Below are 13,003 nucleotides of genomic sequence, written 5' to 3' on the forward strand. Positions count from 1 at the left end.
TATTATCTCCAAACAACCTATCCAAAAATATTAAACCTTAATTAACACCTTAGCAAATTTCAAGGTATTTTTAATTTTTAATTCCCCAAAGAAGTTGACCAAATAATTAATTCACCTTGTTCACCACCTGCGGCTAAAAATTGTCCTTGGGGATGCCAAGATAGAGTAGAAAAACCTGCTTCTGTATCGGTAAAAATCTGTGAAACTTCTTTATTTTCATCCCATAAACATAGCCAACCATCAGCACCAGCAGAAGCGAGAATAAAGCTTTGGGGTGCAAAAGATATTGCATTAATAATATCTACATGATTGGTTAATACCTGCGCTTCCCAACCCACAGATTCATCTACCGACTTCTCCCATAAAACTATGCCTTCAACGCTGGAAACAGCCAAAATTGGCGCACCTGTGGGGGCTTTTAGTTCTGACCATGCTAAGTGACGAATTTTTCCTGGAAAGCCACGCATGACCCAAGGATCAGGGTTTTCCCATTGTAAAACAGTCAGAGTCCGATCCATATTTCCAGATGCTAAATATTCGCCATCACCAGACCAAGCCATTGCTGTACTGACGGTAGACATGGAAAGCATAAATGGTTCTTCATCCCAATCTTGAGTAGACCAAATTTTTACGCCTTTATAACCGTTAATAGCTAAATATTTGCCATCTTTGCGCCAATCAATTCCCAAAATTGAGGAATCATTAAAATTGAGAGTAGCAATAACTTCTAATGTATCTGCATCCCAAATTTGCACATAACGCCCTAAACTAAAAGCTAGTTGATTATGAGTAGGACTCCATGCTAATTGATCAACCCAAACAGGCGCATTTTCTAAAGTGCTAATTAATTGATTTTCACACCAAATTTTTACTTTTCCATCTTGTCCACCAATGGCTAAATATTTGCCATCATGGGAAAAAGCCAGACAATTTACTGCTTTATCTGTAGCAGTTTGTAAGGTTGTTAATTCGCCATTTTCCCATAAAACAACTTCTCCAGCCGCCGAACTAGCTGCTAGTATTTCTCCTTGAGAAGACCAAGCCAAAGCGGTGACATAATCTGCAAGTTTTGTGGAATAATGTTTTGTAAATTCTGGAGATTTGCTGGTTGTTAGGTTCATAGTTTTGATATTTTATTTACAGATTTCCAGATCCCTTACTTCTTGAAGAAGTCGGGGATCTAATTAGTTTATTTAACTCATACAAGCAAAAAAGTCTTCTTTTAATTTAGCTTCATCTAAATTTCTACCAATAAATACAAGTTCATTTTTACGAGTTTCATTTACTTTCCAAGGTCTATCTGCTTTACCTTCAAATATCATGTGTACTCCTTGGAAAACAAAACGAGTATCCTCACCTTCAATATTTAAAATCCCTTTCATTCTGAAGATATCTGTTCCTTGTGTTCTGAGTAATTCTGACATCCAGGCATTGATTTTTTCACCATTTACAGAACCTGCTGCGACTATAGCTACAGAAGAGACGCTTTCATCATGGACATGAGCATCTTCTCCTAAAAAATTAGGATCAATTTCTAAAGCCTGATCTAAATTAAATGCTTGAATTCCTAATAAAGCTGACATTGCTAATTCGGAATTATGGGTGCGGTGAATTTTTGCCATTGCATTCATTGACCGAATCCGGGTTTCTAATTCATCTAAAACTTCTGGTGTTACCAAATCAGTTTTGTTCAATAAAATCACGTCAGCAAAAGCAATTTGTTCTTGGGCTTCGTCCGCTTCCCAATGTTGCCAAATATGTTTAGCATCAACAACTGTGACAACTGCATCTAATGATAATTGATCTTGTAGATCTTCATCTACAAAAAACGTTTGAATTACAGGTGCAGGATCAGCTAATCCAGTGGTTTCAATGACTAAATGATCAAACTTGTCTCGGCGTTTCATTAAGTTGCCAATGATGCGAATTAAATCACCACGAACTGTACAACAAATACAGCCATTATTCATTTCAAATATTTCTTCATCTGCATCAATCACCAATTGATTATCAATGCCTACTTCTCCGAATTCGTTAACAATAACGGCGACTTTTTTACCGTGTTCGTAAGTGAGAATATGATTTAATAGGGTAGTTTTACCCGCACCTAAATATCCAGTTAAAACGGTTACTGGTACTGAATTGAATGTTTCTGAAGTCATCATAATGTCAAAGTAAATTTGATAATCTTGCTTACGATGATAGCAGAAATTCGGAGAAATACATTGCCAGCAATTGCCAAGACGGTAGAATTAACCTATGAAGAGTCGTTACTGTGAATTTTTGATAAAGTTGTATTTTTATCCTGAAATGTCAAAACCAGGAGTTACATGAGATTTTTTATTAATTACTAAAACGTAGGGGTTTAGCAATGCTAAACCCCTACAAAATATTCTCAAACTTTGCTAAGTTAAGCTTCAATCACCACGCGCAAATTACCGCGTTTTTTCGCAACTCGACAAGCGGTAGTGCTACCAATTCGTTCAAATTCTAAATCTAAAATCGTGCCACCAACACGCAAATTGTGAAAAGATAAATTGTTAATTGATTCTGGTAAAGCTGGGTCAATAATTCGCAAACAATTATTCTGTGCGTCTGGGACTAAATTCACCATCATTTGCAATAGTTGAAAAATACTACCTGTAGCCCAGGCTTGGGGAGTACAAGCAACGGGATACTGGACGGGAGCATTATCACCGTTCATTTCATAACCGCAAAATAGTTCTGGAGGACGTTGATAGGGTTGCTGGGAGGTCATGTTGAATAACCCTTGAAATAGTTCGAGAGATTGATCAATTAAACCGAGCGATCGCAATCCCATTGCTATCATAGAATTATCATGAGGCCAAACTGAACCAGTATGATAACCCATGGGATTATAAGCCGGTGACAAACTACTTAAAGTTCTAATTCCCCAACCATTAAACATATCCGCAGCCCGCAGTCTTTCTGCCACACTATAGGCTTTTGCAGACGTAAATATCCCCAAATTTAAACACTGGCCAGGATTAGAACTAATACTATCTACTGGTTTACCTTCTCCATCTAAAGCCAAAGCACAGAAATCTTGATCTTCTAACCAAAAATCTTGGTTAAATTTAGCCCTAAGTTGTCTCGCTTCTGTTTGCCAAAGTTCTTCTAAATCTGGACGTTGTTGGATTTTGGCAATTTCTGCGAGGCGGTTTTTCGCTGCATAGACATAAGCTTGCACCTCACACAGAGAAATTGGCCCAATGGCTAATTCTCCTTTGCGGTTGACAATACAATCACCAGAATCTTTCCAACCTTGGTTAATTAAACCACCTTTAGATTTGCGTGCATAGCTGAGATAACCAGTTTCTTGAAGTTGACGATCAATCCAACCCATAGCCGCTAAAGCATTTGGCCACAGTGCTTCCAAGGTTTCTTGATCATGAGTCCAACTGTAATATTCAGCATACAACATTAACCACAACGGCGTAGCATCCACAGTACCGTAGTAGGGTGTATGGGGAATTTCTTGACATCTCGCCATTTCTCCCAACCGCAGTTCATGTAAAATCTTACCAGGTTCTTCTTCCCGCCAAATATTATCAGTTTGACCCTGATATTCTGCCAATAGTATCAAGGTTTCTTTGGCAATTTTGGAATTCAACATCAAGGTTTGGGACGCGGTAATGATAGAATCTCGACCAAACAAAGTAGAAAACCAAGGAACTCCAGCAGAAACAGTTTTATGTTTGCCAAAGGACTGAAGTAACAAATATATATCTTGTTCAGCCCGCGAAATGACGCGATTAAAAAGACTTTTATCTGAACTAATCCGGGTAATTTGCTGCAACCAATTTTGCTCCTCCATTAATTCAGCAGCTTTTGCTTGTGCTAAAGTAGAGGCAGCACTGATAGTAGAGCTAGGTTGATTGTCAGTGAACATATTCAGCCGATAACCTAACTTCTTAGTTTCATGAGATGCCAATTCTATGCGCCAAACTGCCGTAGAACCGTGAAACCGAGTTGGTTGCAAATGCTGAAATTGAATTAGAGACTCCATAATCGAAGCATCTAAGCCCTGATATGCAAGGGTTAGAGATTCTTCTTTATGGGTTTGAGGAGATGAGGGTGCAACATGATCAGATGTTAATTCATTTAAATGTAAAAGTCTTCCCCGTTTTTGGCGATGATGACCTCTAACCTCAAATAAATCCACAAAATCAGCATCAAAACTCAGACTCAGTTCAAAAACAATGCTGGTAGTGTTGTAGTTAGCAACCTCTATTTCTTCAAATAATGCCCCATTGAGAACCAGTTCTCGACGAATACCCACAGTATCAGCCTTAAAAAGATTCTCTAAATCAGGATTGGTACATAAAACCGAGAGGGCAAATCCCTTGTCAGCGTTACTACTCAGTAGTATAGGCGATCGCCCTTCAATCTGTAACTCCAAACGACTCAAAAACCTGGTATCACGGCAAAACATCCCCATACTAGGAGTGCTACCATAAAGGTAACAATCGGAAATATTCCCCATGGTATCTGTCACCAGGAATAAATCATCATCTTTAACTGTAATGGTTGGCTGTGGTCTTTGACTGACAACACAAGGCCATTCGGAAATCTCTTTTTGGTCTGCGGGAGTAAAAGTTCTGTTGTCGAGGACAATTGTTTCTGGAGTCATCAATGTATCCGGTGTCATTAGCCAGAGTTACCTATACAGGTGTAAATTTGCTCAAATCAATACTCTTAAAAAACAAAAGTAATTAAATCTAAGACAATGAATTTCTATAAATGTATACCTTATTAATTAGAAGTCAAGCCTGAAAACTGGCTGTTTTCCAAGGGTTTATTCCTTCATAAACATTGAGAGGTGCTAGAGGTAGAGAATACTTACTCAGGCATAAAATCTCAAAAAAGTAGAAAGAGGTGAATAAGAACTACTCACCACCTTTGTTTGTTTTCATACTGATATTGAATAAATAAGCATAAATAAGATCCCCGACTTCTCTAAGAAGTCGGGGATCTGACGGGGATCTGACCACCTTAATTTTGTTTAACGAAACCATTATGTCAACAACATCAGAAATTGCCGTTGAGTTTCAAAATACCAGTTTTGCCATTAATCACCGTCCCCTATTATCTAACTTAAATCTGAGCATTTATCAAGGGGAAGCATTAATTTTATTAGGACGCAGTGGGAGTGGAAAAACCACAACTTTAAAATTAATTAATCATTTACTTATTCCCACCCAAGGACAAGTTTTAGTCCAAAATCATCCTACAACTAACTGGGATGCCATTAAACTGAGAAGACGGATAGGTTACGTCATCCAAGAAACAGGTTTATTTCCTCATTTTACCATCGCGGAAAATGTCGGACTCGTCCCATCTTTAGAAAAATGGCCACCACAGAAAATTCAAAATAGAGTTTATGAAATGTTAAACTTAGTGGGATTAGAACCAGAAAAATTTGCTCAACGTTATCCCCATGAATTATCAGGAGGTCAACGTCAGCGAGTGGGAGTTGCTAGAGCTTTAGCCGCAGATCCACCTATACTATTAATGGATGAACCTTTTGGCGCACTTGACCCAATTACCCGTTTAGAATTACAACAACAATTTCAATATTTACAACAACAATTAGGAAAAACCGTGATATTTGTCACCCATGATATTCAAGAAGCCTTCTTTTTAGCCACAAGAATTGGTTTAATGTGTGAAGGAAATTTAGTCGTATTAGGAACAAGAAGAGAATTTCTCCAATCTCAACATCCAGAAGCAAAAGCATTTTTAGCTTGTTTAAATATTGGTAACAGTTGGGAAGAACTTAATTAAAATTAGATAAAAAATACAAAAGTTATGTTTTTATTTCAATACGGTACAGAAATAATTGTCCACAGTGGAGAACATTTAATATTAGTCATTATATCCCTAGCGATCGCCATTTCTATTGGTCTTCCTGTAGGCATTCTGATCACTCGTCAATCAAAATTAGCTTCCCCCATTCTTGGTTTAGCAAACGCCATTCAAACCATCCCTAGTTTAGCCATCTTCGGCTTTTTAATTTCCGTACCTTTTCTGGGAGGAATTGGTAAAACTCCCGCCATATTTGCGTTAACTCTTTATGCTTTACTTCCCATAATTCGTAATACATATATTGGCATTAATAGCATCAATCCCGCCATTAAAGAAGCCGGGATAGGCATGGGAATGACAGATCAACAATTACTATTGCAAGTAGAAATTCCCCTAGCTTTACCAGTCATTTTAGCAGGGGTAAGAGTAGCCACCGTTATATCCGTAGGGATTGCGACAATTGCTGCTGCTATTGGTGGTGGTGGTTTAGGAGTATTTATTTTTCGTGGTATTTCCACAGTTAATAATGAATTAATTTTAGCCGGAGCAGTCCCCGCTGCTGTAATTGCTTTGAGTGCAGATTTCGGTTTAGAATTATTAGAAAAAAACCTTACGAAACAAATAGCAAACAAAGGTAAATTTAATCAGCAAATAGGTATTGTTTTGGGAATAATCACCTTAATTATCGCAGGATTAATAGCTTTTAACTATCAACAAGTACCAGCAAAAATTATTATCGGTTCTAAAAATTTCACAGAACAAGTAATTTTAGGAGAACTATTAGCACAACACATAGAAAATCATACCAAATTAAAAGTAGATCGTCGTTTTAACTTAGGAGGAACATTTATTGCTCATGAAGCAGTAAAAGCGGGAAAAATTGCCGGGTATGTAGAATATACAGGAACTTCATTTACGACTATTCTAAAAGAAAAACCAATTAGTGATCCTGAAAGCGTTTATAAAAAAGTCAAAGAATACTATGATCAGAAATTGAAATTAGCAGTGATGAAGCCTTTAGGATTTGAGAATACCTTTGCCATGATTATACGCGGTGAAGATGCTAAAAAATGGCAAATTAAAAGCCTTTCTGAAGCTTGTAAATATAGTCCACAGATGAAAGCAGGATTTGGATATGAATTTTTAGAACGTGCAGATGGTTATCCAGGATTATCTAAAACCTACAACTTAAAATTTGCCAATATTAAACAAATGGAATTAGGATTAATGTATCAAGCATTAAAAGAAAAACAAGTAGATTTTATTGCTGCAAATTCTACAGATGGTTTAATTCCAGTTTTAAACTTAGTGATTTTAGAAGATGATAAAAAATACTTTCCACCTTATCAAGCCATACCTATTTTTAATCAAGAAATTATCCGAAAATATCCAGAATTAACAGATACCATTAATCAATTAGGAGGTAAAGTTTCTACAACTGCAATCCAAAAGATGAATTATCAAGTAGATAATCAATCTCAACCGGTGGAAAAAGTTGTCAGTGAGTGGTTAATATCTCAACAATTATAATTTTCAGATATTTGATTCTCCAGATAATTTTGTACCTCAGCAGACTAGAAATTATCTATATATTCAGGAGAAATATATAGATAATTTCTACATGATGTTCATGAATTGTCAAACTATCAATTTTGATAACTGAAATTTTCCTTATTTACCACCACATAGTTCCTGGTTCACCTTTAAATGGTCCAACAATATCAGAAGTAATCCACCCTCCGTAAAAATCACCTGTTTGCGCTTTAACTAATTCATCATTCACATAGCAAGCATCCATTAAACTAGGATAAAAACTGTAATATTCTTGAATTGATTCAAAATTAGGACTAGGTTGAATATATCGCCAAGCACCATTATTTATGTATTTATCTCCTACGGAAATATCATAATATTGACACCAACCTTTCCATTCACACCAAGTTTTTCTAGGTGTCTCTATTAAATGTTCTAACTGAATATCTTCAGCCGGAATATAATAACCTGGAGGATGACTTGTTTCTAAGACTCTTTTAGCTTGATGTGTTTGAGCCAAAACCATCCCATTAACAATTATCTTGAGATGTTTGTTAGTATCTTCTAAAATTGCCGGACGGGGGTAGTTCCAAACTGATTCTTGACCTGGTTGTGGGGGGATAGGATTTGGTTTCATGGTTAGTAATTATGCTTTTTTTAAATTATACAACTTGACAAAGAATCAACCCAAACCACTCTTTTTCATCTGTCCAAGTTTTCACAGTTTTCAATCCTTTATCTGACAAGTTTTTTTCCATTGTTGCTAAATTAAACTTACGAGAAATTTCTGTAAGGATACTTTCTCCTGCTTCAAAGTTAACCTTTAAATCCAAAAATTCTAAAGATACCCAATGGCTTTTTTGGCAATGTAAATACATTTCAATTTGATGATCAACTTGATTATAAACCGCTTGATGTTTAAACAAACTGATATCAAAGTTACCTTGAAACCGCCAATTTAAATGAGAAAGCATATTTAAATTAAAAGCAGCAGTCACCTCCTGACTATCATTATAAGCAGCTTCTAAAATATCCTGGGGCTTTTGTAAATCAATCCCTAGCAGAAAGTAATCTCCTGGTTGTAAGGTTCGAGAAACTTGATTTAAGAAAATATCACATTCTTCCTGATTAAAATTCCCTAACGAACTTCCCAGAAAAAACAACATCCGTGATTGTAAATAATTCGATTCTAGATGAACCAAAGCTTGTTCATAAGTTCCTAATAACCCATGAATAGCAATATCAGGATACTTTTCTTGTAACTGTAAAACACTAGTTTTCAGAATACCCCCACTAACATCAATAGGAAGATATCTACAAGAATTAGCAATTTTTTGATAAGCCGTTAATAAAGCTTGAGTTTTCGTAGAACTACCACTACCTAATTCTATCAAGTCACAACAATTTGTAATTGCGGCAATTTCATCAGCATATTGTTGTAAAATCCAGGCTTCTGTGCGAGTCGGATAATATTCTGGTAACTCACAAATTTTTTCAAATAATTGAGAACCAGGATCATCATAAAAATATTTGGGAGGTAAACTTTTCAGTTTTTCAGTTAACCCCTTAATAACATCCTTGCCATCAATACTTAACTCTTGATAATGATGATCTAAAACTGTTAAAGGCTGTGCAATCATTTTCTAAATCCTCTAGAGTGATTATAAGATCCCCGACTTCTGATATCAATTGATAATTTATTCACAAAATAAAAAAAGAAGTCGGGGATCTCGATTTTATTAATCCAAACTTTCAGCAACTCTAAAACCGACGTGCTGATAAAAATAAGGACGAAACCAGTTACGATAACAAGGTAAAGCCATTGTACCATTCGTTGCCCAAGAACCACCCAACATCATAAAATGTTTATCATCAAAAAAGGGTGCAGATTGATCCTCATAAAGATGGTGAGTTTTAAATCCTGGTAAGGGTTTGAATGTTTCCCCTAACCATTCCCAGACATTACCCCGTAAGTCATAAAGTCCAGATTGATGATTTTCTGAAAACATTCCCACAGGCGTGGGAGAAATAAATTGTAAGTTAAGATTATAGTTATTTGCTAAACTGGAATCTTCAGATATTTTTAGAGCTTGATTCCATTCTGCTTCTGTCATTAACCGAGTATTTTTACCTTTCCACCGACAAAATGCCATGGCTTCATAATGGTTAACTTCTACAGGCCAATCTAAAGGTAAATCTAGTTCATCAAATGTAGCACGATAGCGATAGTTATTTTCTTGGTGTATCCAGAATTTGGGATATTGGATATTGTAGAGTTGTTTCCATGTCCAAGATTCAGTATGCCAATAATTTACATTATTATAACCACCGTCTTGGACAAACTCTAAAAATTCTCCATTGGTAATGAGATATTGACTTGCTAAAAATGGTTTTACTTCAACTTCTAAATGACCATATTCACTATCCCAACCAAAAGTTAAATCATCTTGGCGTTTTCCTAATTTTACTACACCACCAGGAACTTCTCGCATTTGATGATGCGGAATTTCTCCATTAGTCGGTGCATAATTCCGTCCTTGGGGACGTTTTAAGTTCTCAACGGGTAATTGACGCAGCAGCATGGAAGAGGTTTCGACATGAATACGACTATGTTCTATTCCCATTAATAAAGCCCAAATAGGATGCTGTTGATGAATGGGTAAATCTAAAGGAGTCTTATTAATGATTGTGGTAATTTCTGCTCTGGCTTTGTTTCGATATTCCCAAACTTTTTTGATATTAGGCCAGTTGACTCCTTGAATGGCTACCTCTAGTTCTGCTGGTGTTTCTGGATCAACTCCTATTTCAAATAAGGTTTCATATTGGGGATTAATCCGATTTTTTATTAATCCCACCTGAATTAATTTGTTGATATAAAAAACAGCCGAATGTCCAAGATAGAAAATTAATTTATTTCTTAAAGGATCGGGATTTAGATAAAATGTTTCTTCTTTAACCAAACTCTTCATTAAGGTTTCTTCCAGTTCCCAGGAATTTTCAAAATATTTGAGTAGGGTTGTGGAACTACAATTATCAAGTTGCGGAATATGAGCATCTGTCATTTTATTAACCTGGGGGAATTATGGGGATGACCTGAATAAATTAACTTTTGTAAATAAAGCCAGAGACTAATTTTAGCATTGATGGAAATTTTATCTCAGTGATAAGCACTTACAGAATTTTTTGGGCAATAATTACAGGCTATAGAGTTAAATAGCCTATATTGGGACTATTTTTTGATTTTTAACTAAAATTTAATATTTTTGGCAATTTTACCAAAAACTAGATTCCTAGATTTACGGAAGACAAATATAAACAGTCTTTTTAGGCTAATCTAAAATAAGGATATGAATTTCCAAAATGCCAAATTATGTTATGCAAGCAAATTCGTTAAGCTTATACATTGCCCCGACTACATTAGGTACGAACAAACCTATATTGAGGTTAAAAAAAATAGATAAATGTTCTTGCGACTGGTAATAGATAAGGGTAATAGATCATAGGTAATATGTGTTTAATGACCACTGACCACTGACTAATGACTAATGACTAATGAGTATTTCCACTTCCGTGCTGAGTGATTTACTAAACTCACTCCCCCATCTGCGACCTCAGTTATATTTTAAGGCTTCACTAACCGCTCTCTCCCATGCAATGGAAGATCAGGTTTTAGCAGCCAATTTAGACAGTCCTTTGATCATTGCTAGTTTCCAGCAAGAGCGATTTTACCGGCAAGAAGCTCATCGTTATCAGCGACTTGCAGAAAAAAGTAATCAAATATATGTATTATCTGCACCAGAGACAGAGTTTGCTAATAGCTCAGAATATTATGAAAAGGTCGCTTTTGAGCCTGATGATGCTTTAGCGCAAGAATGGCATTTGCTAGTAATTGCTGATAACTATGCTACTTGCTTAATCTGTCGAGAAAGCCTGGGTTCTCTGGCCAAAAATCAATATATCCCAGAGATGATTCCTAGTTTGGATATGGATACAGCGCGAAGATTTGAGGGGATTTGGACATCGGAAAGAGGGGTATGCTTAAAAGCCGCTCAATTGTTATTAGATAGAATTGAGATTTATCGGCCAGATTTAGCGGATAAAGTTGATGAAGTGAAGCAGCGGTTAAATATTAAGGAATCAACAAACAAGTTAAAAGTTATTTCTAATCATGAATATGTAGATTATATTGATACCGATCCTTTTGTGCAGAGGTTGGTGACATATCTGCAAGCTAGTCAGTATAAGCTGCATAAAGCTTACCGTGCGATTGCGGATCAAGCCAGGAAAGAACGGTTGGTAAATTCCATTAGTACAGCAATTAGGCGATCGCTTGATCCACGAGAAATTCTCCAAGTTGCGGCTCAGGAGTTGGGACAACATCTAGAAGCCTGTCGTTGTCTAATTTATCGCGCCCAAGCTACAGATGCCAAAGCTATAATCGAACATGAATTTTTGAACTCTAATGTTACATCTGTACTGGGGCAAAGTTGGGAGTTACAAAATAATCCCCTGTTTCAGCAGGTGCTACGACAACAGGAGGGAGTATGTGTAGCTGATACCGTGGGGGACTCCAAAATAAAGAAATCAACAGCCTTATCGTCAATTGTGAAGAAGTTTAGCGTGCGTTCTTGGTTGATCGAACCTGTATTATACCAAGGGCGACTATTGGGAATTGTGGAGTTACACGATTGCCATTTTCCTCCCCATGAATGGCAACCAGGGGAGTTAGACTTAGTGAAGGCGATCGCTACTCAAATTGGTGCAGCCCTGATTCAAGCCGAATCTTTTGCCAATTTAGAAGAACTCAACCAACAATTAGAAGCCTTAGACCGCACCCGCAGTAACTTAATTGCCATTACCGGTCATGAACTCCGCACTCCATTATCCACCATTCAAGTTTGTTTAGAAAGCCTGGCTACAGAACCGGATATGCCTTGGGAATTGCAACAGATCATGCTGAGTACAGCCCTTGCAGACTCCGAAAGAATGCGGAAACTCGTACAAGACTTTTTAACCCTTTCTAACTTAGAAAGTGGTCGGGTAGAATGGCATCCTGAATCATTAACCATCCAAGAATGTGTAGATTTAGCCCTCAGTCGCTTACGGACGCGCTCCAGTCAAGAAAAGATCCCAAAAATCAAAACTCAAATTTCCACAAGCTTACCTTTAGTCAGGGCTGACGGTGATTGGTTAGTGGAGGTAATCGCCAAACTTGTAGATAATGCTTGTAAATTTACTCCCTCTTCTGGGCAAATTATTATTAAAGCCATTAGCAATAGTCAGGAGATGCTAGAAGTCACCGTAGCGGACACAGGAAGGGGAATTGAACCCAACCGCCTAGAAATCGTTTTTGACCGCTTCTACCAGGAAGAAGGGGCGTTACGGCGAACAACCGGCGGTACTGGATTGGGTTTAGCAATTTGTCGCCAAATTGTCAACGGCTGGGACGGAAAAATTTGGGCAGAATCCACAGGTAAAGATCAAGGCAGTCAATTTCATTTTACAATTCCCATCGTCCAAGGCAGCCAGGAAAATAATTAACCACTAACCACTGTACGGGCGAAGCATTTGGGGAACTATTTTTGGCAATGACCGATAATTTATCTTCCAAATGCTTCGCCGCTACTAACAACTGACAACT

Annotated in this window: 9 protein-coding genes; 3 read left to right on the forward strand and 6 right to left on the reverse strand. The window is 37.0% G+C overall.

Features of this window, described 5'->3' with window-relative positions; translation table 11 throughout:
- Positions 1–77 precede the first annotated feature (77 nt).
- From AN490_RS00605 to AN490_RS00615, 3 genes are all read right to left on the reverse strand, one after another.
- Entirely contained in the window at positions 78–1,121 is a 1,044-nt protein-coding gene (locus AN490_RS00605; RefSeq protein ID WP_299998934.1) for a hypothetical protein, read from the reverse strand.
- A gap of 72 nt (positions 1,122–1,193) precedes the next feature.
- Positions 1,194–2,165: a GTP-binding protein gene (locus AN490_RS00610; RefSeq protein WP_299998936.1), complete on the reverse strand. Its 972-nt coding sequence runs from the start codon at positions 2,163–2,165 to the stop codon at positions 1,194–1,196.
- A gap of 245 nt (positions 2,166–2,410) precedes the next feature.
- The gene (locus tag AN490_RS00615) at positions 2,411–4,672 is read right to left on the reverse strand and encodes an amylo-alpha-1,6-glucosidase (RefSeq protein WP_299998938.1); all 2,262 of its coding nucleotides are present in this window, start codon (positions 4,670–4,672) and stop codon (positions 2,411–2,413) included.
- Positions 4,673–5,040: 368 nt separating this feature from the next.
- On the opposite strand from AN490_RS00615, the gene AN490_RS00620 reads away from it, so the two are divergent.
- Complete coding sequence (locus AN490_RS00620) at positions 5,041–5,808, forward strand: ATP-binding cassette domain-containing protein (RefSeq protein WP_148767160.1); 768 nt, start codon at positions 5,041–5,043, stop codon at positions 5,806–5,808.
- Between the two features lie 24 nt (positions 5,809–5,832).
- Positions 5,833–7,359 (forward strand): glycine betaine ABC transporter substrate-binding protein, encoded by a 1,527-nt coding sequence (locus AN490_RS00625; protein WP_299998942.1) that lies wholly within the window; start codon positions 5,833–5,835, stop codon positions 7,357–7,359.
- A 145-nt stretch (positions 7,360–7,504) separates the two neighbouring features.
- Here the strand turns inward: AN490_RS00625 and AN490_RS00630 are convergent, their stop codons facing one another.
- The 3 genes from AN490_RS00630 to ovoA all read right to left on the reverse strand — a co-directional run bounded on the left by AN490_RS00630 (position 7,505) and on the right by ovoA (position 10,424).
- The gene (locus AN490_RS00630; protein ID WP_299998944.1) at positions 7,505–7,999 is read right to left on the reverse strand and encodes a DUF427 domain-containing protein; all 495 of its coding nucleotides are present in this window, start codon (positions 7,997–7,999) and stop codon (positions 7,505–7,507) included.
- 25 nt (positions 8,000–8,024) lie between these two features.
- Complete coding sequence (gene egtD / locus AN490_RS00635; RefSeq protein ID WP_299998946.1) at positions 8,025–9,002, reverse strand: L-histidine N(alpha)-methyltransferase; 978 nt, start codon at positions 9,000–9,002, stop codon at positions 8,025–8,027.
- 99 nt (positions 9,003–9,101) lie between these two features.
- Positions 9,102–10,424: a 5-histidylcysteine sulfoxide synthase gene (ovoA, locus tag AN490_RS00640; protein ID WP_299998949.1), complete on the reverse strand. Its 1,323-nt coding sequence runs from the start codon at positions 10,422–10,424 to the stop codon at positions 9,102–9,104.
- Positions 10,425–10,914: 490 nt separating this feature from the next.
- On the opposite strand from ovoA, the gene AN490_RS00645 reads away from it, so the two are divergent.
- The gene (locus AN490_RS00645) at positions 10,915–12,903 is read left to right on the forward strand and encodes a DICT sensory domain-containing protein (RefSeq protein ID WP_299998951.1); all 1,989 of its coding nucleotides are present in this window, start codon (positions 10,915–10,917) and stop codon (positions 12,901–12,903) included.
- The last annotated feature ends 100 nt before the right edge of the window (positions 12,904–13,003 follow it).

The sequence above is a fragment of the Anabaena sp. AL09 genome, from assembly GCF_001672255.1.
GTDB lineage: Bacteria > Cyanobacteriota > Cyanobacteriia > Cyanobacteriales > Nostocaceae > Dolichospermum > Dolichospermum lemmermannii.

What these genes read in the sequence shown, in the direction of transcription:
- AN490_RS00605 (WP_299998934.1), bottom strand. Translation starts at nt 1,121, where the DNA reads ATGAACCTAACAACCAGCAAATCTCCAGAATTTACAAAACATTATTCC.
- AN490_RS00610 (WP_299998936.1), bottom strand. Translation starts at nt 2,165, where the DNA reads ATGATGACTTCAGAAACATTCAATTCAGTACCAGTAACCGTTTTAACT.
- AN490_RS00615 (WP_299998938.1), bottom strand. Translation starts at nt 4,672, where the DNA reads ATGACACCGGATACATTGATGACTCCAGAAACAATTGTCCTCGACAAC.
- AN490_RS00620 (WP_148767160.1), top strand. Translation starts at nt 5,041, where the DNA reads ATGTCAACAACATCAGAAATTGCCGTTGAGTTTCAAAATACCAGTTTT.
- AN490_RS00625 (WP_299998942.1), top strand. Translation starts at nt 5,833, where the DNA reads ATGTTTTTATTTCAATACGGTACAGAAATAATTGTCCACAGTGGAGAA.
- AN490_RS00630 (WP_299998944.1), bottom strand. Translation starts at nt 7,999, where the DNA reads ATGAAACCAAATCCTATCCCCCCACAACCAGGTCAAGAATCAGTTTGG.
- egtD (WP_299998946.1), bottom strand. Translation starts at nt 9,002, where the DNA reads ATGATTGCACAGCCTTTAACAGTTTTAGATCATCATTATCAAGAGTTA.
- ovoA (WP_299998949.1), bottom strand. Translation starts at nt 10,424, where the DNA reads ATGACAGATGCTCATATTCCGCAACTTGATAATTGTAGTTCCACAACC.
- AN490_RS00645 (WP_299998951.1), top strand. Translation starts at nt 10,915, where the DNA reads ATGAGTATTTCCACTTCCGTGCTGAGTGATTTACTAAACTCACTCCCC.